This window comes from Leptothrix discophora (assembly GCF_030705305.1).
GTDB classification, from domain to species: domain Bacteria; phylum Pseudomonadota; class Gammaproteobacteria; order Burkholderiales; family Burkholderiaceae_C; genus Sphaerotilus; species Sphaerotilus discophorus.
Genome location: NZ_JAUZEE010000001.1, coordinates 694,460 through 714,140, shown reverse-complemented (window position 1 = coordinate 714,140; position 19,681 = coordinate 694,460). Strand labels below are relative to the sequence as shown.

Here is a 19,681-nt window from a genome sequence, read left to right as displayed (position 1 = left end):
GCTGGAGGGGCAGGTTCGGGTTCGGTGCGGTCGCGCGTCGGGCGTCGTCCGGTCAGGCGTGGGCGGGCATGCAGATGTGGACCGAGGTGCCGCGGCCAGGCGCGCTGTCGATCTCCAGCCGACCGCCGAGCCGCTCGACGATGCGGCGGGCCAGCGCCAGGCCGACGCCCAGGCCGCGCGGCTTGGTGGTGAAGAAGGGCTGCCCGGCGCAGCGCAGCTGGGCCGGGCTCATGCCGGGGCCGTTGTCGGTGACGCTGACGGTGACGCAGCGGCAGGATTCATCGAGCACGGCCTGCACGCGGATGTGGCCCGCGCTCTCGCAGGCTTCCAGCGCGTTGGACAGCAGGCTGCGCAGCACCTGGCCGATCAGCAGCGCGTTGCCGCGCACGGCCGGGAGACTGGCCGGGACGAGGTTCTCGACCTCGATGCCGCGGCGCTGGAACTCGCGCCGGCTGTCGTTCAGGCAGGCCTCGATCAGTGGCAGCAGGACCACCGGCACCTGCTCGGCATGCATGGGCCGGGCGTAGGACAGCAGCTCGCTGACCCAGTGCTCCAGCCGGTCGCACTCGGAGATCACGTCCGCCGCCGACTGCTGCGACAGCTCGGGCGGCCCGTCCTGGATCAGCTCGGCCGAGCTGCGGATCGACGCCAGCGGGTTGCGGATGCCGTGCGCGACGGCCGTGCTCATCTCGCCGATGACGGCCAGCTTCTCGTGGTCCAGCAGCTGTTCGCGCTGGCGCTGCATGGTCTGGTCGGCCCGGCGGATCAGCCCGAACAGCGCCAGGTAGAGGAAGGAGCCGCTGACCAGCGCGCCGATCACGACATAGGCATGCAGCTCCTGCAGCGCCTGGTGCAGTGCCCGCGGGCGCTTGTAGAACTCGATCGCGCCGACCACCTCGCCGGCCTCCGGCATGACGACCGGCACGTAGGTCTCCATGAAGATGCCGTTCTGCAGCCGGGGCGCCTCGCGCTCATCGACGCCGTGCTCGACGAAGTCGTCGTCGCGCTGGACCCGCACCTCGCCGCGCAGCGCGGCTTCGAGGTTGGCATTGAGCCGGTACTGGCGACCGATCAGGCGGGCATCGCTCGACCAGATCACCATGCGCTCGCGGTTGTAGACGTTGGCCCGCAGCACGTCGGGCATGGCCGCGAGGTGGCTCAGCGCCGTCAGCACGTGGGGACTGGCCTTGGGGTCCGAACCGGCCACGAACTGCAGCATCGGCTGTTCGACCCGCATCAGGCTGTCGACGAACTCGGCCGTCAGCACCGCCTGCTGGCGCAGCAGGCGGTCCGAGAAGAACCAGTCCAGCAGCACCGCCAGCGCCACCGCGATCACCGCGATCGATGCCAGTGCCACGACCGCGAACCAGCGCGTCAGGCTGAAAGCCTGGAGGTTGCGCAACTTGGCGGGCAGCAGGATGAACATGGCCTGGGGCGGATGGGGTGGGATCGGTTCGTGGGGCGAGGAACACCGAATTGTGGGATTCGATCCCAGTCGGTGGTGCACGAAACGTGCCCAGTCCGTTCTTGTCCATGACAGATCGAGGGTCGGTGCGGAAACCTCCTGAAACCTCATTGCCTATGAGGAAAAGGCCGGCATGCAGCGTCAACAGGGACAGGAGGTGTCCGCCCTGGCGTGCTGGAGTGGGTGGGCGATATGACTCACATCGGTGCAGGAAACCCAAATGGGTGTCGGCGGGCCGGCATGAAATCGTTCCCGCCCAAGCGAAACGGCGACCCCGTGGGGTCGCCGTTTGCTTGGTCACGGCCAGCCGGCAGGCCGGTCGCATCGACGGGGGGAAGGTCGATCAGCCCTTCAGCCGATCAAGCCCGGGGTCACTTGGTCAGCTTGAAGACCCAGACCGAGCCGCCCTGCTCCAGGTAGTTGACCTTCTTGGCCACGTCGCCACCCCACAGCGGGACGGCGCCACCCCAGCCGGAGGCCACGGCGATGTACTGCTCGCCACCTTCGCTCCAGGTGACCGGCGGGGCGACCACGCCCGAACCGGTCTGGAACTTCCAGACGATCTTGCCGGTCTTGGCGTCCGCGGCCTGCAGGAAGCCTTCCGGGGTGCCCCAGAAGACCAGGTTGCCGCCGGTGGTCAGCACGCCACCCCACAGCGGGGCGTTGTTCGGCGCTTCCCAGACGATCTTGCCGGTCTTCGGGTCGATCGCGCGCATCGCGCCGATGGGGCCATCGCCCAGGGTCTTGATCGTGAAGCCGGCGCCCAGGTAGGCGGCACCCTTCTTGTAGGTGATCGGCTCGTTCCAGATCTCCATGCCCCATTCGTTGGCCGGCACGTAGAACAGCTTCGTGTCGGGCGAGTAGGCCATCGGCATCTGGTTCTTGCCGCCGAGGAAGGACGGCGCCGAGAAGACCGAGTTGCCCTTCTTGCCGTCGGAGCCGGCGGTGGGGTCACCGGGGCGGTTCTCGGGCACGTAGTTCGGACGGCCGGTCTTCAGGTCGATGCCGGTGGCCCAGGTGATCTTCTTGACGAAGGGGAAGGCGTTCTCGAGCTTGCCGTTCTTCGCGTCCATGACGTAGAAGAAGCCGTTGCGGTCGGCCTTGCCGCCGAGCACCTTGCCGCCTTCCTCGTAGGTCACGAACTCGTTGACGCCGTCGAAGTCCCAGCCGTCGTTCGGCGTGGTCTGGTAGTGCCAGACGATCTTGCCGGTCTTCACGTCGATGGCGACGGTGGCGCAGCTGAAGAGGTTGTCACCCTTGCGCAGGTGGCTGTTCCACGGCGCCGGGTTGCCGGTGCCGAAGTAGGCCAGGCCGGTCTTCGGGTTGTAGGTGCCGCCCAGCCAGGTGGCCGCGCCGCCGGTCTTCCACAGGTCGCCCGGCCAGCTCTGGCCGGTCGTGCCGGAGATGCCGTTTTCCTTCTTGTTGCCGTCCTTGTCGTAGGTGTAGCCCATGTGGCCTTCGACGGTCGGGCGGGTCCAGACCAGCGCGCCGGTCTTGGGATCGCGCGCCTCGACGCGGCCGGTGATGCCGAACTCGCCGCCGGACACGCCGGTCAGCAGCAGGCCATTGGCGATCAGCGGGGCGGCCGAGGCCGAGTAGCCGGCGGCGTAGTCGTCGATCTTTTCCTTCCAGACGACGTCGCCGGTGTCCTGGTTCAGCGCGACCAGCTGGGCGTCCAGCGTGGCGAAGATCACCAGGTTGTCGTACAGCGCGGCACCGCGGTTGATCACGTCGCAGCAGGGCATGATGCCGTCGGGCAGACGGTGCTCGTACTTCCACAGCTTGGCGCCGGTCTTGGCGTCCAGCGCGAAGATGCGCGAGTACGACGCGGTCACGAACATCTTGCCGTTGTGGATCACCGGCTGCGACTCCTGGCCGCGCTGCTTCTCGCCACCGAACGAGAACGACCACACCGGCACGAGCTTGTTGATCGTGGACGGGTTGATCTGCTTGAGCGGCGAATAGCGCTGGCCCTGCTGGCCCAGGCCCCAGCTCAGCACGTCACCCGTGCTGGCGGCATCGTTCTCGATCATCTTGTCGGTCACGGCCGCTTGCGCGGTCAGGGACGACAGGGAAGCTGCGACCAGCAGGCTCAGCAATCTCATCTTCATGGAAACGTCTCCTCGGCGAGGTGTGTCAGGACGGCGGGAACAAGGGCCGTCCGGGAACCTCTCAAGGGCAACAAGCGTGCCAATGCACAAAAGCGTTTCCAGCGCAGATCCTGCGGTGCTTGACCCCCGGTGCTTGCGGGTTAGTCCGAGTCAGGTGTGCCAGGCTTGAGCAAGTGACACCGCTGCGCGCCGGTGGCCGCTCGGGTCCATCGTGCCGTTGTCACAGGTCGCACCGATGGGAAACCCCCCTCAGGGAAACCCACCGGTGTGGGCGTGACGGGCTGTTCCGCGTTCAGACCAGCCCGTCGAAGAGCCAGACCTCGACCTGTTCACCGGAGGCCACCGAGGCCTGCTCATGGCCCAGCACGACCAGCGCGTTGGCCTCGCTCATGCTGCGCAGGATGCCGGCACCCTGGGCGCCGGTCAGCCGCACCGACCAGCCGCCGTCGGCAGAGCGGGCGACGATGCCGCGCTGGAACTCGGTCCGGCCCGGGCGCTTGCGGATCGGCGTCTCGCAGCGCACCCGCAGCGTCGGCAGCGGCTGGACCTCGGCGCCGCCGAGCTGCTGCAGCGCCTCGCGCACGAAGGCGTAGAAGGTCACCAGGCTGGCGACCGGGTTGCCCGGCAGCGCGAACAGCCAGCGCGGCGGCTGGCCGTCCCCGCCCGCCAGGGGCCCGAAGGCGAAGGGCCGGCCCGGACGCATCGCCACCTTCCAGAAGTCGACCCGGCCGAGTTGCGCCAGCAGCGCGCGGGTGTGGTCGGCATCGCCGACGCTGACGCCGCCACTGGTCAGCACGGCGTCGGCCTCGGCGACCGCGCGCCGCAGCGTGGCCTCCAGCGCGGCCGGGTCGTCGCGCACCAGGCCCAGGTCGACCACCTCGACGCCCAGGCGCTGCAGCGCGCCGATCAGCGTGTGGCGGTTGCTGTCGTAGATGCAGCCGGGGTCCAGCGGCTCGCCCAGGCTGCGCAACTCGTTGCCGGTCGAGAAGACGGCCACCTTCAAGCGCCGCCGCACCGTCACCTGGCCGATGCCCAGCGAGGCGATCAGGCCCAGTTCGGCCGGACGCAGCCGCCGGCCGGCCGGCACGGCGGGCTTGCCACGCGCGAGGTCCTCGCCGGCCAGCCGGCGGTTCTCGCCAGGCTGGACCACGCCGGCCGCCAGCGTGATCCAGGGCTGTCCGTCGCGTTCCACGGTCTGGCAAAGCTCCTGCGGCACGACGGTGTCCAGCCCGGACGGCATGACCGCGCCGGTCATGATGCGCACGCAGCCACCCGGTGGCACCGGGACGGTCGGCATGTCGCCCGCATGCAGCGTGGCGACCACCCGCAGATCGGCGACCTGGCCGCTGCCGGGCAGGTCGGTCGACGCGAAGGCGTAGCCGTCCATCGCCGAGTTGTCGTGCGCCGGCACGTCGATCGGCGAGATCACCGGCTCGGCCAGCACCCGGCCGAGCGCCTGGTGCAGCGCGACCACCTCGTCGCCGTGGATCGGCTGCAGCGCGTTGGCGATGGTGGCGCGGGCCTGGTCGACGCTCAGGTGGGCGTCGCCGCTGATCAGGGGAGAGGGGCCGAGGGCTGCGGTCATCGTGTGGGTGGCGGGCGGTGGGATGGGGGCGGTGGGAGTGGCGCGGACAGGGAGGACGTCCAAAGATGTTAGCCAGCCCTCGTGCGCCGGCTGGCCTGGCGGTCTTGCTATGCACGTCGACACATATCGCCACGCCAGGACAAGATCCGCAGAATCCCACGCCACATGAACGGTCTTTCCTATCTGTCGGGCCCGCGCCCACAGCCCTGCGCGTCGGGAGCGCCGCGATGACGACGCTGGCGCTGAGCCTGTCCACCGCCTTCGACCTGATCGCCAGTGGCAACCCGGCGGTGCGCCAGATCGTGACGCTGTCGCTGCAGGTCAGCGGCACCGCCTGCGCGATCGGCGCAGCCTTCGGGCTGTTGCTGGGCGCCTGGCTGGCGGTGACGCGGTTTCCCGGCCATGGCCTCGCGGTCTGGCTGCTCAACACGCTGCTGGCGCTGCCCTCGGTCGTGGTCGGCCTGATCGTCTACCTGCTGCTGTCGCGCAGCGGCCCGCTCGGCACGCTGGGCATCCTGTTCACGCCCACGGCGATGGTGGTGGCGCAGAGCATCCTGGTCGTGCCGCTGATCGCGGCGCTGACGCGCCGGCTGGTCATCGACGGCATGGCCGAGGGCGGCGACCAGCTGCGCTCGATGGGTGCCGGCCCGTTGATGGGCGCCTTGCTGGTGCTGCTGCACGAGCGCCTGTCGGTGCTGACGGTGCTGCTGACCGCCTTCGGCCGCGCGGTGGCCGAGGTCGGCGCGGTGATGATCGTCGGCGGCAACATCGACGGCGTGACCCGCGTGATGACCACCGCGATCGCACTGGAGACCAGCAAGGGCGACCTGCCGCTGGCGCTGGCGCTGGGCCTGCTGCTGCTGGGCGTCGTCGGGCTGATCAACGCGCTGGTCGACTGGCTGCAGCCACAGGGCCTGCGCGCGGCGGGCGAGGGAGCGGTCGGATGAGCGCGGTCCTCGGCGGTGTGCCCCGGTCGATCGATGCTGGCCCGCTGGCGCTCGATGCGGCCCCGCTGGCGCTCGATGCCACCCCGCTGGCGCTCGACGCGTCCCGGCCGGCGCTGATCACCTTGCGCGGCGCGGGCGCGGTGTTCGGCACGGTCCAGGCGCTGGCCGAGGTCGACCTGACGCTGCGGCGCGGCGACCGGCTCGCGCTGGTCGGCGCCAACGGCTCGGGCAAGACCACGCTGCTGCGCTGCCTGCATGGCCTGATCGACGGGCCCGGCGAGCGCACGCTGCATGCGCAGGGGCCGGCGGGGCAGGGCCGGGTGCCGGTGATGGCGATGCTGTTCCAGCGGCCCTTCCTGCTGCACCTGACGGCGCGCCGCAACCTGACGCTGGCGCTGTGGCTGGCCGGTGTGCCACGAGCCGAGCGGCGTCAGCGGGCCGATGCGGCGCTGGAGCGGGTCGGCCTGCAGTCGCTGGCCGAGCGTTCGGCGCGGGCCTTGTCGGGCGGCCAGCAGCAGCGCCTGGCGCTGGCGCGGGCCTGGGCGCTGCGGCCCGACATCCTCTTCCTCGACGAGCCGACCGCCAGCCTCGACCCGAGCGCCAAGCGCGAGGTCGAGACGCTGATCGACGACTTCGCCCGTGACGGCGTCACGCTGGTGATGAGCACGCACAACCTCGGCCAGGCCAAGCGCCTGGCCAACCGGGTGATCCACCTGGAAGCCGGCCGACTGGTCGTCGACCTGCCGGTGGACCGCTTCTTCCACGACACCTTGCCGCCCGCTGCGGCGCAATTCCTGAAAGGCGAACTCCCATGGACCACCTGAACACGCGCAACCGATCGACCGTTCCGGCCCGTCGTCAGCTGCTGGTCGCCGCACTCGGCGCGATCGGCCTGCTGTCGCTGGCGCTGCCGGCCGTGGCGCAGGAAAAGTTCATCGTCGTGGCCTCGACCACCTCGACCGAGCAGTCCGGCCTGTTCGGCCACCTGCTGCCGCAGTACAAGGCCGCCACCGGCACCGAGGTCCGCGTGGTCGCGCTGGGCACGGGCCAGGCGCTGGACATGGGTCGTCGTGGCGATGCCGACGTGGTCTTCGTGCATGACCAGGTCGCCGAGGAGAAGTTCGTCGCCGAAGGCTGGGGCGTCAAGCGCCTGCCGGTCATGTACAACGACTTCGTGCTGGTCGGCCCGGCGGCCGATCCGGCCAAGGTCAAGGGCCGCGACATCGTCGCGGCGCTGCAGAAGCTGGCGACGGCGTCGGGCGCAACCTTCGTCTCGCGCGGCGACAAGAGCGGTACCCACGCCGCCGAGCTGCGCTACTGGAAGCAGGCCGGCAGCGACATCGGCGGCGGCGCGGCCAAGCCCGCCGGCTACCGCGAATGCGGCTGCGGCATGGGCCCCGCGCTGAACATGGCCGCCAGCACCGGCGCCTACGTGCTCGCCGATCGCGGTACCTGGCTGTCGTTCAAGAACCGCGCCGACCTGGCCGTGCTGGTCGAGGGCGACACCCGACTCTTTAACCAATACGGCGTGATGCTGGTGAACCCGGCCAGGCACCCGCACGTCAAGCAGGCGCTCGGTCAGCAGTTCGTCGACTGGGTGGTCTCGCCGGCCGGGCAGGGCGCCATCGCGGCCTACAAGATCGGCGGCGAGCAGCTGTTCTTCCCGAACGCGGCACGCTGAGGCGCATCGCCCGGCGCCCCTGCCGTGTCAGCCTGGAGCACGGCATCGGGTTGCCCCGGATAACCGGATGAAACCTAGGGGTAACGCCTAGGTATCCGTCGCCGGTCCCTATGCAGATCATTGCATAGAGCTTCCGAAAGCCTCGTGCTTCGGGATGCGCCCATCCACCCACGGAACGACTGCGGAGAACCCCGTCATGCAGAAGAGCCTCCACATCAACCCGGACAAGTGCACGGGTTGCCTGCAGTGCGAAATGGCCTGCTCGTACGAGAACTACGGCGTGTTCGCGACGGCCAAGTCGCGCATCAAGGTGTTCGACTTCCACGAGACCGGCCGCAAGGTGCCCTACACCTGCACCCAGTGCGACGAGGCCTGGTGCCTGCATGCCTGTCCGGTCGAGGCGATCACGGTCGACAAGGTCACCGGCGCCAAGGTCGTCAACGACTCGACCTGCGTGGGCTGCAAGGTCTGCACGATCTCCTGCCCCTTCGGCACGATCAACTACGTCCAGGAAACCGGCAAGGTCCAGAAGTGCGACCTGTGCGGCGGCGAACCGGCCTGTGCCGAAGCCTGCCCGACCGGCGCGATCACCTACATCGACGCCAACTGGACCGGTCTCAACAAGATGCAGGCCTGGGCGGACAAGCTCGGCAACCAAACCGCCGCGTAAGGAGCAAACGACATGGCATGGGCTGGAAAAATCCTTCGCGTCAACCTGAGCGCCGGCACGGTGACGTCCGAGCCGCTGAAGATGGACTGGGCAAGGCAGTACCTCGGTTCGCGCGGACTGGCGTCCAAGTACCTGGTCGAGGAGATCGATCCCAAGGTCGATCCGCTGTCGCCGGACAACAAGATCATCTGGTCGACCGGACCGCTGACCGGCACGATGGCCTCCACCGGTGGCCGCTACACCGTCGTCACCAAGGGGCCGCTGACCGGCGCGATCGCCTGCTCGAACTCGGGCGGCTACTGGGGTGCCGAGCTGAAGATGGCCGGCTGGGACATGGTCATCTTCGAGGGCCGCTCCGAGAAGCCGGTCTACCTCTACATCGCCGATGACGTCGCCGAGCTGCGCGACGCCTCGGGCCTGTGGGGCAAGAGCGTCTGGGTCACCGAGGAGACCCTCAAGACCCAGCACCAGGACCCGCTGCTGCGCGTCTCCAGCATCGGCCTGGCGGGCGAGAACCAGGTCCTGTTCGCGGCCGTCGTGAACGACCTGCACCGGGCGGCCGGCCGCTCGGGCGTCGGTGCCGTCATGGGCAGCAAGAACCTCAAGGCGGTCGCCGTGCGTGGCACCAAGGGCGTGGGCAACATCGCCAACCCCAAGGAGTTCATGAAGGTCACCTTCGAGAAGAAGAAGATCCTTCACGACAACGCCGTCACCGGCCAGGGCCTGCCGACCTACGGCACCCAGGTGCTGATGAACGTGATCAACGAGATGGGTGCGCTGCCCACGCGCAACCACAAGGACATCCAGTTCGAGGGCGCCAAGGACATCTCCGCCGAGGCGATGGCCACCCCGCGCGCGACCGACGGCAAGAAGCAGCTGGTGACCAACCAGGCCTGCTTCGGCTGCACCATCGCCTGCGGCCGGATCTCCAAGATCGACCAGGGCCACTTCACGGTCGAGAACAAGCCGCAGTACTGGGGCGCCTCGGGCGGTCTGGAGTACGAGGCGGCCTGGGCGCTGGGTGCGGCCAACGGTGTCAACGACCTCGAGGCGCTGCAGTACGCCAACGTGATCTGCAACGAGCAGGGCATGGACCCGATCTCGTTCGGCGCGACCATCGGCGCGGTCATGGAGCTCTACGAGATGGGCGTGCTGACGGCCGAGCAGCTGGGCATTGACGCCAAGTTCGGCTCGGCCCAGGCGCTGGCCCACTTCGTCGACATCACCGCCCGCGGCGAAGGTTTCGGCAAGGAGATCGGCCAGGGCTCGCGTCGCCTGTGCGCCAAGTACGGCCACCCCGAGCTGTCGATGACGGTCAAGAGCCAGGAATTCCCGGCCTACGACTCGCGCGGCATCCAGGGCATGGGCCTGACCTACGCGACCTCCAACCGCGGCGCCTGCCACCTGCGCAGCTACACCGTGGCCTCGGAGGTGCTGGGCATCCCGGTCAAGACCGATCCGCTGACGGCCGACGGCAAGCCCGAGCTGGTCATGGCCTTCCAGGACGCGACGGCCGCCTTCGACGCCGCCGGCATCTGCATCTTCACCAGCTTCGCCTGGACGCTGGCCGACGTGCAGCCGCAGGTCGCGGCCGCCTGCGGCGACGAGTTCACGCTGGAGAACCTGAACCAGATCGGCGAACGCATCTGGAACATGGAGCGCGACTTCAACAACCGCGCCGGCTTCACCAGCAAGGACGACACGCTGCCCCCGCGCCTGCTCAACGAGCCGGCCAAGACCGGTCCGGCCAAGGGCCTGGTCAACAAGCTGCCCGAGATGCTGCCCAAGTACTACGAGATCCGCGGCTGGGACAGCGACGGCCAGCTCAAGCCCGAGACGCGCTCGCGCCTCGGTCTCTGAACGGGTCACGGTGACTGCATGAAACACGTGATCCTGGGAGCGGGTCCGGCCGGCGTGATCGCCGCCGAGACCCTGCGCAAGCACGCGCCGAACGACGAGGTCGTGGTCATCGGCGACGAGCCTGAGGCGCCGTACTCGCGCATGGCGATTCCCTACCTGCTGATCGGCAAGGTCGGCGAGGACGGGACCCAGCTGCGCCATGGCGAGGACCACTACGCTCGCCAGGGCATCACGCTGCTGCGCGGTCGCGCCGCCAAGGTCGACGTGCAGACCCGGGCGGTCGAGCTGCAGGACGGCAGCCGGGTCGCCTATGACCGGCTGCTGATCGCCACCGGTTCGTCGCCGGCGACGCCGCCGATCCCGGGCATCCAGGGCCCCGGCGTCCACCCTTGCTGGACGCTGGAGAACGCCCGCGAGATCATGAAGCTGGCCCAGCCGGGCGCGCGCGTTCTGCAGCTCGGCGCGGGCTTCATCGGCTGCATCATCATGGAAGCGCTGGCCATGCGCGGCGTGCAGCTGACGGTGGTCGAGATGGGTGACCGCATGGTGCCCCGCATGATGGGCCCGACCGCCGGCACGATGATCAAGCAGTGGGTCGAGGGCAAGGGCGTCAAGGTCCACACCGGCGCCCGCGCTGAGGCGATCGAGCGCGATGCCGAGCCCGGCCTGCTGGGCAAGGTTGCGCAGGCCATCGGCCTGGGCTCGCCCGCCTCGTCGGCGCCGATGCGCGTGCGGCTGTCGACCGGCGAGAAGATCGATGCCGATCTGGTCATCAGCGCCACCGGCGTGCGGCCCAACATCGGCTTCCTGGAGCATTCGGGCATCACCTGCCTGGTCGGCGTGCTGACCGACGAGCACATGCAGACCAACGTGCCCGGCGTCTACGCGGCGGGCGACTGCGCCGAGGCCTTCGACAAGGTCAGTGGCACGACCATCGTCAGCGCGATCCAGCCCAACGCGGCCGAGCAGGCCCGGGTGGCCGCGCTGAACATGGCCGGCCAGGTCGGCGAGCCGAGCGCCGACCTCAAGGGCGTCACGCAGATCAACGTGCTGGACACGCTGGGCATGATCTCGGCGAGCTTCGGCAAGTGGGACGGCGTGCCCGGCGGCGAGCATGTCGAGCTGACCGATGCGGCCAACGGCCGGCACCTGAGCCTGCAATTCAGCGGCGATCGGCTGGTCGGCTGCAATGCGATCGGCTGGATCCAGCATGTCGGCGTGATGCGTGGGCTGGTCGAGGGTCAGGTCAGGCTCGGCGAATGGAAGGACAAGCTGCTGGAGGACCCGACGCAGCTGATGGCCGCCTACCTGGCCTGCGCCCAGGGCCAGTCGGCGCGGGCCCATGTCCGTGGCTGAGTCGGCGCTACCGGTGCAGGATCGCACCATGCGCATCACCTTCAAGCTCTACGCGACGCTGGGCGAGTACCTGCCCAGCGAAGGCCGCATCGGCAACGTCGTCCAACTGGACGTGCCCGCGACCACCACCATCGTCGACCTGGTCGAGCAGCACCGCCTGCCGCCCAGGCTGGTCCATCTGGTGCTGGTCAACGGCGTGTTCGTGCCGCCAGCCGAACGCGCGACCCGCGTGTTGCAGCCTGACGACGTGCTGGCCATCTGGCCACCGGTGGCCGGGGGCTGAACCGGCTGCTTTCAGCGACGTTTTCCTCGTCTTTCGCCGCCCACCGACTGCAGCCCCCGCCTGGACGGGGGCTGCGTCGTTTCTGGCGTGCATCGGGCCTCGATAATCGAGCCATGTCGCGCCCCACCGTCCCGTCCCGCAGCCGCCACGCCTTGTGGCTGGTGATGTGGTTCGTGGCCTTCCTGGTCGCCGGCATCGTCAACCCGGTGCTGGCCGCGCGGGCCCAGCCGGGTGGCTTCGACCTGAAGTCCTGGTGTGCGGTGCCCGGCATGGGCGGCGCACCGCTGGTCTCGGTCGACTCCGCTGGCTCGTTCGATGAGCCTGCCGACGCGGCGCCTGCGGTCGCCCACGACCTGCTGAAGTGCCCCGCCTGCTGGACGTCGATGGCGCCGCCGTCGGACCTGCCGGCGGTCGCGCTGCATGCGCCGGCCCGGCTGCTGCGCGTCGCTGCGGCGTGCACGGTCGTCCTGCATGAACTGGCGAGCGGCTTCGAGCCCGCTCGCGGCCCTCCCCAGGCCTGAGCGCGCGGGTGTCCGGGCGGTCCGACGACCGCCGCGCGGCAGCTGCCCCTTTCCGTCCGAACCTGTCCTGACGCCGCCGCCGGCTCTGCCGGCGCGAGCCCGGTGTCGACCCCTGAACCAAGCACGTCGATCGACCTGTGCCGCCGGAAACGTCGCGGCCGTCTCGGCGTGGCCGGAGAACGCTCATGTCTGCCCAAGGTGCCCCTCACCGTTCCGTCCGCCCGGACCTGAAACCCCTCACGCTGGCGGTCGCCACCGCGCTGCCGCTGCTGTTCGTGCCGATGCACGGGCATGCCCAATCCCCGACGCCGACACAGGCCGATGAGGCCACCGGCACCGGCCCGGTCAAGTCGCTCGGCGTGGTCGAGATCCGCGCCAGCCAGCCGACCTCGCTGCCGGTGCAGATCCCCGCCAGCGTCGAGGGCGTCGACGCCGGGACGATCGCGCGCACCATCAACGCCACCGACAGCGAGGACGCCCTCAAGTACCTGCCCAGCCTGCTGGTGCGCAAGCGCTACATCGGCGACTACAACCACGCCATCCTGTCCAGCCGTGCCTCGGGCACCGGCAACAGCGCCCGTTCGGCGGTCTACGGCGACGGCGTGCTGCTGTCGAACTTCCTCGGCAACGGCGTCGGCGGCTTGAGCTTCCCGCCGCGCTGGGGCTTGGTCACGCCCGAGGAGATCGAGCGTGTGGACGTGATGTACGGCCCGTACTCGGCCGCCTACCCCGGCAACTCGGTCGGTGCGGTGGTCGACTACACGACCCGCATGCCGACCCGGTTCGAGGCCCATGCCCAGGTCGGCTGGACCCACCAGCCCTTCAAGCTCTACAACACCAACACGAGCTACGACACCTGGCAGGCCAGCGCCGCGCTGGGCAACCAGGTCGGCGATGCGCAGTGGTACCTCAACGTCAACCGCACCGACAGCGAGGGCCAGCCGCTCACCTTCGCGACCCGCCTGGTCAGCTCGGGCACCGCCGGTTCGGCCGGCACGCCCGTCACCGGTGCGGTGCTCGACCGCGACAACCAGAACCGGCCCTGGCAGATCATCGGCACCGGCACCCAGTACCACACGGTGCAGGATCACCTGAAGTTCAAGCTGGCGTACCGCCTGACCCCGACGCTGCGTGCGGCCTACACCTTCGGCCTGTGGCAGAACACCGCCGAGGGCTACCCGGCTTCCTACCTGCGCGACGCGAGCGGCAACACCGTGAGCAGCGGGGTGGTCAACATCGACGGCCGTTCCTATGGCGCGCTGACCGGTGGCGATTTCGCGCTGACCCGCGAGAAGCTGACCCACACGATGCATGGCCTGTCGCTGAAGAGCCGCACGCTGGGCGAGTTCGACTGGGAAGCCGCCGCCAGCCTCTACGACTACGGCCGTGACCAGAAGCGCCAGAACGCGGCCAGCAACACGCTGGCGACCGCCCACAGCGGCGGTGCCGGCACGATCGCCGACGGTGCGGGCACCGGCTGGGACAACCTGGCGCTCAAGGGCATCTGGCGGCCGCAAGGCGTGGGCGGCGCCCACATCGTCGAGGGCGGGGTGCAGCAGGAGCGCTACCAGCTGTCCTACAAGACCGCCAACGTCACCGGCAACTGGTTGAGCGACGGTGCCGGCGCCCAGACCAGCGACGTCGGCGGCGAGACCCGCTTGCGCAGCCTGTGGGCGCAGGACGTCTGGTCCTTGGCGCCGGACTGGAAGACGGTGCTGGGGCTGCGCGGCGAGCGCTGGCAGGCCGACCAGGGCCGCACCCTGTTCCTGAACGGCAGCAGCACCGACCATGCGGCGCGTCAGGAGACCCACTGGTCGCCCAAGGCCGCGCTGTCCTGGCAGGCCGCGTCCGACACCGTGCTGAAGGCCGCTGTCGGTCGGGCGCTGCGCATGCCCACGGTGGCCGAGCTGTACGGCGCCACGGCCAGCACCAACGCCCAGTTCATCAACGACGCCAACCTGCGCCCCGAGCGTTCGGTGACCGGCGAGCTGAGCCTGGAGCAGCAACTCGACGACGGCAGCCTGCGCCTGACCTGGTTCCATGAGTCGACCCGGGACGCGATCTATTCGCAGACGCTGTTCGACAGCGCGGCGAACCGCAACATCTCGCGGGTCCAGAACGTCGGCCGCGTCGCCACCCAGGGCGTCGAGTCGGTCTGGTACGGCCAGGGCATCGCCCTGCGCGGCCTGGACCTGCAGGCCAGCGTGACCTATGCGGACTCGTTGATCAAGGAGAACGCCGGCTTCGTCAGCACGGCCGGCGACACCCTCGGAAAGCATCAGCCCAACGTGGCCCGCTGGCGTGTCACCGCGCTGGCCAGCTACCGCTGGAACGCGGACTGGACCAGCACGCTCGCCGTTCGCCACAGCGGCCAGCAGTTCCGCACGCTCAACAACGCCGACGTCAACGGCCAGACCTATCAGGGGGTCAGCCCCTTCACCGTGGCCGACCTGCGCGTGCGCTGGCAGATCGACCGCGAGCTGTCGGCCGCCTTCGGCATCGACAACCTGATGAACCAGACCTACTGGAACTTCCACCCCTACCCGCAGCGCAGCACCAGCGTGCAGCTGAAGTACGACCTGCGCTGAACCTGAACCCGAACGAGACCCGAGGAATGACCATGCTCAAGAACCTGACCCTTGCCGCCGCCCTGCTGATCGCCGCCTTCGGCGCGCAGGCCCATGTCACGCTGGAGGAGGGTGATGCCATCGCCGGCACGTACTACAAGGCCGCGCTTCAGGTCGGCCACGGCTGCGACGGCACGCCCGTCCACACGGTGGTCGTTCGCCTGCCGGCTGGCTTCAAGGGCGCCAAGCCCACGCCCAAGGCCGGCTGGAAGATCGACATCACCCGCAGCGCGCTGGCCCAGCCCTACGTCAGCCACGGCAAGACCATCGCCGACGACGTGAGCGAGATCCGCTGGACCGCCCAGTCGCCGGAGGCCAGGCTGCAGGACGCCTGGTACGACAGCTTCGTGCTGCGCGGCCAGCTGCCCGACCAGCCCGGCCCGCTGTGGTTCAAGGTGCTGCAGGTCTGCGACCAGGGCCAGATCGACTGGGCCGAGGTGCCGGCCTCGGGCACGTCCACCAAGGGCCTGAAGGCTCCGGCGGCGCTGTTGAACGTGCATCCGGCGGACCCGCACGCCGCCCACGCCCACTGAGCGTGATGCCTGCGCCCGCGCGGGAGCGGGCGTCCGGTCCGGGTCAGCGCAGGCTGGCCGCGACCGGCGCGCAGGCGGCGGCGATCGCGTAGGAATGCAGACGCGCCACATGGTCGTGCATCGCGCCAGCGACGATCAGCTCGTCCGCTCCCGTGCGCTCGGCCAGCGCCTGCAGGCCGGCTCGCACCGTCGCCGGTCCGCCGACCACGGAGACGGCCAGCATGCGCTCGACCTGGGCCCGCTCGGGGTCGCTCCAGAGGCTGTCCATGTCGGCGACCGGCGGGGGCAGAGGGCCTCGCCGGCCCCGCACCATGCCCAGGAAGCGCTGCTGGATTGAGGTGAACTGGAAACGCGCCGTCGCGTCGTCGTCCGCCGCGACCACGTTGACCGCGACCATCGCGTGCGGGCGTGGGTGGCTGTCGCTGTGCTTGTAGGTGTCGCGGTAGACCTGCAGCGCCTGCATCAGCTGGTCGGGCGCGAAGTGCGAGGCGAACGCGAAGGGCATGCCCAGGTAGGCCGCCAGCTGGGCGCTGTACAGGCTCGATCCCAGCAGCCAGATCGGCACCTGCGTGCCGATGCCTGGGATGGCACGCACCGCCTCGGGCGGTCGGTGCTCGTCGGGCGCGTCCAGGTAGCCCTGCAGTTCCAGCACGTCCTGCGGGAAGCTGTCCTCGTCGCCGCCCTGCAGCGTGCGGCGCAGGGCGCGGGCGGTGGCACGGTCGGTGCCCGGCGCGCGGCCCAGGCCCAGGTCGATGCGATCGGGGTAGAGCGTGGCCAGCGTGCCGAACTGCTCGGCGATCACCAGCGGCGCATGGTTGGGCAGCATCACGCCGCCCGAGCCGACCCGGATCGTGCGGGTCCCGCCGGCGATGTGGCCGACCAGCACGGCGGTGGCCGAGCAGGCCAGGCCGTCCATGTTGTGGTGCTCGGCCAGCCAGTAGCGGCGGTAGCCCAGGGCCTCCGCATGGCGGGCCAGGTCGAGGCTGTGGTGCAGGGCGTCGGCGGCGGTCTCGCCGGCGGCGATCGGGGCCAGGTCGAGGACGGACAGCGGGAGCGTGGGCGGTGAGAGGGTCGCGCGGAGATTCGGGGCGGTGACGGCGTTCATGCGGTCATCATGCCGCGCGCCGGGCCGCTGGGCTGTCAAGTGGGCTTGGAACTGGGCTTGGACCGGGGCTTGGACCGGGGCATCAGAACGCGGTCGTGATCGCGTCGACGATGCGGCCATCGGCGTCGGCCACCGGCATCCAGCGCCATTTGTCGAAGGTCGTGCACGGGTGCGAGATGCCCAGGCCGATGCGGTCGCCGATGCGCGGCGCCAGCGCCGGGTCGGCCTCGTTCAGGCGCAGGTGCGCGTGCTGGTCGTTCAATGCCACGACCTGCCAGCCGGCGGGCGTGGCACCGGCCTGGCGCTCGCCGCGCCGGCAGATCGCCTTGGGCTGCGGCAGGCCCATGTCGAAGGACAGGTCCCGCTTGCCGGCGTTGAGGATCACCAGTCCCGGTTCCGGCGTGGCCTGCACGACCGCCCAGACCGTCAGCGCGCCGCGCAGGCCGGCCGCGTCGCTGCAACCCTGTCGGCGGTTGGCGTGGCGGACCAGGCGCTGGTAGTGGCCGTCGTCGTGCGTCACGTAGCAGCCCGAGCGCAGCAGGCCGCGGACCGGCCGCCGCAGCGCCTGCGCACCGCTCGGGCCGCGCAGCGCTGGGGCGATCAGGTCGAACAGGGCTGAGCCGCCGGCGCTCAGGATGACCTCGTCGGCCTCGAAAAGGTCCTCGTCTTCGCAGGCCCTTGCCAGCGCGTGGGTGTCGGCCACCAGGCCAGCCACCAGCGTGCCGTCCTTCGCGTCGTCGCCGCTGCCCCACAGGCCCTCGTAGGTGCTGATGCCCACCAGCCGCAGCGCGGTGCTGGCGCGGATCGACCGTGCCAGCGCCAGCGCGGCCTCGACCGTGCGGCAGCCGGTCCGTCCACCGGCCAGGCCGACTTCGAGCAGCACCTCCAGCGGCTGCGGCGGTGCGGCCCGCTCGGCGGCGGCGACCTGATCGGGCGAGTCGACCAGGAAGGGCGCCCGCAGGTCCGGATGGCGCGCCAGCAAGGCCGCCAGCTGGCGCAGCTCGGCCGGCTGCACGACCTGGTTGGCCACCAGCACGTGGCGCCCGTCGGCCGCGATCACGGTGTCGACCTGGCGCAACTGCGACACGGTGATGCCCCAGGCGCCGGCCGCCAGCTGGGCCGCGAACAGCTGCGGCGACAGCGTGGTCTTGCCGTGGGGCGCGAGCGCGATGCCCTCGCGCTCGACCAGCGCCTGCAGCCAGCCGACGTTGTGGACCAGCGCGGCCTGGTCCAGCACCGCCAGCGGCAGCGGGAGTTCGTCGCCGAGGACATGCCAGCCCTGTGCGCCGATCTGCGAGCAGCGCAGCGGCGGGGCATCGGGCGGGTAGCCCTTGAAGGACGCGTCGAGGAGCGGGTCGGTGCGGGTCATGGGCGGGCCGGAAGTCGGGAGAACGATGACGGCGCAAGCATAGGCCGCGGCGGCAGGACGAATAATCACGGCCATGACCGCCACCGCCCACCTAGCCGAGATCCCTGCCGCCTTCCGGCGCGAGCAGGGCTGTTCCGTCGCCGAATGGCTGGCCTGGCTGCCCGGTGCCATCGGCGGGCGGACCTGGCGCCGTGTCGGAGAGCACGGCGCCGAGGTCGCGCTGGACCCTGACATGCCCGCTGCCGTCCTGCGGCTGGACTGGGAGACCCTCCCGCCGCGCCAGATCGCGCTGCTGCGCATGCCGCGCCTGGCGGTGACCTTCGCCTTCGAGGGCTGCAGTGCCGATGAGCGTGCCCGCTTCATGCGCTACTTCGATCTCTACACCCGCCGTGGCGGCGGCTGAAGGATCGTGATGAAGACCCTCGGCGTCCACCTCCAGTACAGCTTCGACCCGAGTGCGCAGCAAGGCGCGCAGGTTCGCAACCCGCTGTTCGACCTGCTCTGGGCCGTGCGCGAGAACGGCTCGATCCAGCATGCGGCCAAGGCACTGGGCCTGTCCTACCGGCATGTCTGGGGATCGCTCAAGCAATGGCAGGACGTGCTCGGCGAGCCGCTGGTCAGCTGGACCCAGGGCCAGCCGGCGCGCCTGACGCCCTTCGCCGAACGCCTGGTCTGGGCCGAGACGCGGGCCCGCACCCGCCTGACGCCGCACATCGAGGCGCTGCGGGTCGAGCTCGAACGCGCACTGGCCGAAGCCCGCGACGGCGACCAGCACGTGCTGACCGTCTACGCCAGCCATGACCTGGCGCTGCCGGCGCTGCGCGAGCTGGCCTCGCGCCAGCAGCGCCTGCACGTCGAGCTGCGCTTTGCCGGCAGCGTCGACGCGCTGCGGGCGCTGGCCGAGGGCCGCTGCCTGATCGCCGGCTTCCATGTCCCGCCGCTGCCGGACTCGCCCAAGCTGTTCGCGCAGGCGCTCAAGCCGCTGCTCAAGCCGGGCCAGCACAAGCTGATCGGCTTCAGCCGCCGTGCCCAGGGCCTGATGGTCGCGCCGGGCAACCCGCTGGCCGTGCGCACGCTGGCCGACGTGGTGCGCAGCGGCGCGCGTTTCGTGCAGCGCCAGACGGGTTCCGGCACCCGCCTGCTGACCGATCACCTGCTGCACGAGGCCGGCTTGCCGGCCGATGCCCTGAGCCGCAGCGAGCAGGCCGCAGAGGACAGCCACCTGGCCGTCGCCGCCGCCATCGCCAGCGGCCTGGGCGACGTCGGCATGGGCATCGAGGCGGCCGCGCAAGCCTTCGGGCTGGCCTTCGTGCCCCTGGCCGAGGAGGACTACTTCCTCGTCTGCCTGAAGGACGCCCTCGACCACCCGGCGGTCCTCAAGCTGCGCGCCGTGCTCGGCAGCGCCGACTGGCAGCAGACGCTGCAGGACGTGCCCGGCTACCAGCCGCTGTCGATCGCCCGCTCCGGCGAGGTCCTGTCCCTGACCCGCGCCCTGCCGTGGTGGCATTTCCGCCAGCCGAAGGCATCGGTGGCGCCGCTGGGGTTGTTGCCGGCGGGGTGAGGGGGGT

At 70.3% G+C, this 19,681-nt stretch carries 17 protein-coding genes; 12 read left to right on the top strand and 5 right to left on the bottom strand.

The annotated features are described in order from the left end of the window. Positions 1 to 52: 52 nt before the first annotated feature. The 3 genes from Q8X39_RS03210 to moeA form a co-directional block, all read right to left on the bottom strand. Positions 53 to 1,426 carry a sensor histidine kinase gene (locus Q8X39_RS03210; protein WP_305748164.1) on the bottom strand — a complete coding sequence of 458 codons (1,374 nt, stop codon included), beginning with the start codon at positions 1,424 to 1,426 and terminating at the stop codon, positions 53 to 55. Between the two features lie 410 nt (positions 1,427 to 1,836). Further along, positions 1,837 to 3,576: a PQQ-dependent methanol/ethanol family dehydrogenase gene (locus Q8X39_RS03205; RefSeq protein WP_305748163.1), complete on the bottom strand. Its 1,740-nt coding sequence runs from the start codon at positions 3,574 to 3,576 to the stop codon at positions 1,837 to 1,839. Between the two features lie 292 nt (positions 3,577 to 3,868). Continuing rightward, positions 3,869 to 5,161: a molybdopterin molybdotransferase MoeA gene (moeA, locus tag Q8X39_RS03200; protein ID WP_305748162.1), complete on the bottom strand. Its 1,293-nt coding sequence runs from the start codon at positions 5,159 to 5,161 to the stop codon at positions 3,869 to 3,871. 227 nt (positions 5,162 to 5,388) lie between these two features. Between moeA and Q8X39_RS03195 the strand changes: the two genes are divergently transcribed. The 10 genes from Q8X39_RS03195 (at position 5,389) to Q8X39_RS03150 (ending at position 15,639) form a co-directional block, all read left to right on the top strand. Then, positions 5,389 to 6,108, top strand: coding sequence for an ABC transporter permease (locus Q8X39_RS03195; RefSeq protein ID WP_305748161.1), 720 nt, complete (start codon positions 5,389 to 5,391; stop codon positions 6,106 to 6,108). Beyond that, positions 6,105 to 6,932 carry an ATP-binding cassette domain-containing protein gene (locus tag Q8X39_RS03190; protein WP_305748160.1) on the top strand — a complete coding sequence of 276 codons (828 nt, stop codon included), beginning with the start codon at positions 6,105 to 6,107 and terminating at the stop codon, positions 6,930 to 6,932. The genes Q8X39_RS03195 and Q8X39_RS03190 overlap by 4 nt, the downstream gene beginning before the upstream one ends. Next, entirely contained in the window at positions 6,920 to 7,789 is an 870-nt protein-coding gene (locus Q8X39_RS03185) for an ABC transporter substrate-binding protein (RefSeq protein ID WP_305748159.1), read from the top strand. Before Q8X39_RS03190 ends, Q8X39_RS03185 begins: the two co-directional genes overlap by 13 nt. A 196-nt stretch (positions 7,790 to 7,985) precedes the next feature. Next, positions 7,986 to 8,459 carry a 4Fe-4S dicluster domain-containing protein gene (locus Q8X39_RS03180; protein WP_305748158.1) on the top strand — a complete coding sequence of 158 codons (474 nt, stop codon included), beginning with the start codon at positions 7,986 to 7,988 and terminating at the stop codon, positions 8,457 to 8,459. 12 nt (positions 8,460 to 8,471) lie between these two features. After that, the gene (locus tag Q8X39_RS03175) at positions 8,472 to 10,319 is read left to right on the top strand and encodes an aldehyde ferredoxin oxidoreductase family protein (protein WP_305748157.1); all 1,848 of its coding nucleotides are present in this window, start codon (positions 8,472 to 8,474) and stop codon (positions 10,317 to 10,319) included. A gap of 18 nt (positions 10,320 to 10,337) precedes the next feature. Continuing rightward, positions 10,338 to 11,675, top strand: coding sequence for an NAD(P)/FAD-dependent oxidoreductase (locus Q8X39_RS03170; RefSeq protein ID WP_305748156.1), 1,338 nt, complete (start codon positions 10,338 to 10,340; stop codon positions 11,673 to 11,675). Between the two features lie 28 nt (positions 11,676 to 11,703). After that, the gene (thiS, locus tag Q8X39_RS03165; RefSeq protein WP_305748155.1) at positions 11,704 to 11,958 is read left to right on the top strand and encodes a sulfur carrier protein ThiS; all 255 of its coding nucleotides are present in this window, start codon (positions 11,704 to 11,706) and stop codon (positions 11,956 to 11,958) included. A gap of 113 nt (positions 11,959 to 12,071) precedes the next feature. Further along, positions 12,072 to 12,479, top strand: a complete 408-nt coding sequence (locus Q8X39_RS03160) for a hypothetical protein (RefSeq protein WP_305748154.1) — start codon at positions 12,072 to 12,074, stop codon at positions 12,477 to 12,479. Positions 12,480 to 12,760: 281 nt separating this feature from the next. After that, complete coding sequence (locus Q8X39_RS03155) at positions 12,761 to 15,067, top strand: TonB-dependent receptor (RefSeq protein WP_407067960.1); 2,307 nt, start codon at positions 12,761 to 12,763, stop codon at positions 15,065 to 15,067. 32 nt (positions 15,068 to 15,099) lie between these two features. Beyond that, a complete protein-coding gene (locus tag Q8X39_RS03150) occupies positions 15,100 to 15,639 on the top strand; it encodes a YcnI family copper-binding membrane protein (RefSeq protein WP_305748152.1) in 540 nt (179 codons plus the stop codon). 43 nt (positions 15,640 to 15,682) lie between these two features. On the opposite strand, the gene Q8X39_RS03145 is transcribed toward Q8X39_RS03150, so the two are convergent. Then, complete coding sequence (locus Q8X39_RS03145; RefSeq protein ID WP_305748151.1) at positions 15,683 to 16,744, bottom strand: LLM class flavin-dependent oxidoreductase; 1,062 nt, start codon at positions 16,742 to 16,744, stop codon at positions 15,683 to 15,685. Positions 16,745 to 16,826: 82 nt separating this feature from the next. Next, the gene (locus tag Q8X39_RS03140; protein WP_305748150.1) at positions 16,827 to 18,113 is read right to left on the bottom strand and encodes an alanine racemase; all 1,287 of its coding nucleotides are present in this window, start codon (positions 18,111 to 18,113) and stop codon (positions 16,827 to 16,829) included. Between the two features lie 73 nt (positions 18,114 to 18,186). Here Q8X39_RS03140 and Q8X39_RS03135 point away from each other — a divergent pair, with 73 nt between their 5' ends. Together Q8X39_RS03135 and Q8X39_RS03130 are read left to right on the top strand one after the other, a co-directional pair. Then, positions 18,187 to 18,516: a hypothetical protein gene (locus Q8X39_RS03135; protein ID WP_305748149.1), complete on the top strand. Its 330-nt coding sequence runs from the start codon at positions 18,187 to 18,189 to the stop codon at positions 18,514 to 18,516. 9 nt (positions 18,517 to 18,525) lie between these two features. After that, complete coding sequence (locus Q8X39_RS03130; protein WP_305748148.1) at positions 18,526 to 19,674, top strand: substrate-binding domain-containing protein; 1,149 nt, start codon at positions 18,526 to 18,528, stop codon at positions 19,672 to 19,674. The last annotated feature ends 7 nt before the right edge of the window (positions 19,675 to 19,681 follow it).

What these genes read in the sequence shown, in the direction of transcription:
- Q8X39_RS03190 (WP_305748160.1), top strand. Translation starts at nt 6,105, where the DNA reads ATGAGCGCGGTCCTCGGCGGTGTGCCCCGGTCGATCGATGCTGGCCCG.
- thiS (WP_305748155.1), top strand. Translation starts at nt 11,704, where the DNA reads ATGCGCATCACCTTCAAGCTCTACGCGACGCTGGGCGAGTACCTGCCC.
- Q8X39_RS03180 (WP_305748158.1), top strand. Translation starts at nt 7,986, where the DNA reads ATGCAGAAGAGCCTCCACATCAACCCGGACAAGTGCACGGGTTGCCTG.
- Q8X39_RS03155 (WP_407067960.1), top strand. Translation starts at nt 12,761, where the DNA reads ATGCACGGGCATGCCCAATCCCCGACGCCGACACAGGCCGATGAGGCC.
- moeA (WP_305748162.1), bottom strand. Translation starts at nt 5,161, where the DNA reads ATGACCGCAGCCCTCGGCCCCTCTCCCCTGATCAGCGGCGACGCCCAC.
- Q8X39_RS03145 (WP_305748151.1), bottom strand. Translation starts at nt 16,744, where the DNA reads ATGAACGCCGTCACCGCCCCGAATCTCCGCGCGACCCTCTCACCGCCC.
- Q8X39_RS03130 (WP_305748148.1), top strand. Translation starts at nt 18,526, where the DNA reads ATGAAGACCCTCGGCGTCCACCTCCAGTACAGCTTCGACCCGAGTGCG.
- Q8X39_RS03170 (WP_305748156.1), top strand. Translation starts at nt 10,338, where the DNA reads ATGAAACACGTGATCCTGGGAGCGGGTCCGGCCGGCGTGATCGCCGCC.
- Q8X39_RS03135 (WP_305748149.1), top strand. Translation starts at nt 18,187, where the DNA reads ATGACCGCCACCGCCCACCTAGCCGAGATCCCTGCCGCCTTCCGGCGC.
- Q8X39_RS03195 (WP_305748161.1), top strand. Translation starts at nt 5,389, where the DNA reads ATGACGACGCTGGCGCTGAGCCTGTCCACCGCCTTCGACCTGATCGCC.
- Q8X39_RS03160 (WP_305748154.1), top strand. Translation starts at nt 12,072, where the DNA reads ATGTCGCGCCCCACCGTCCCGTCCCGCAGCCGCCACGCCTTGTGGCTG.
- Q8X39_RS03185 (WP_305748159.1), top strand. Translation starts at nt 6,920, where the DNA reads ATGGACCACCTGAACACGCGCAACCGATCGACCGTTCCGGCCCGTCGT.
- Q8X39_RS03175 (WP_305748157.1), top strand. Translation starts at nt 8,472, where the DNA reads ATGGCATGGGCTGGAAAAATCCTTCGCGTCAACCTGAGCGCCGGCACG.
- Q8X39_RS03205 (WP_305748163.1), bottom strand. Translation starts at nt 3,576, where the DNA reads ATGAAGATGAGATTGCTGAGCCTGCTGGTCGCAGCTTCCCTGTCGTCC.
- Q8X39_RS03210 (WP_305748164.1), bottom strand. Translation starts at nt 1,426, where the DNA reads ATGTTCATCCTGCTGCCCGCCAAGTTGCGCAACCTCCAGGCTTTCAGC.
- Q8X39_RS03140 (WP_305748150.1), bottom strand. Translation starts at nt 18,113, where the DNA reads ATGACCCGCACCGACCCGCTCCTCGACGCGTCCTTCAAGGGCTACCCG.
- Q8X39_RS03150 (WP_305748152.1), top strand. Translation starts at nt 15,100, where the DNA reads ATGCTCAAGAACCTGACCCTTGCCGCCGCCCTGCTGATCGCCGCCTTC.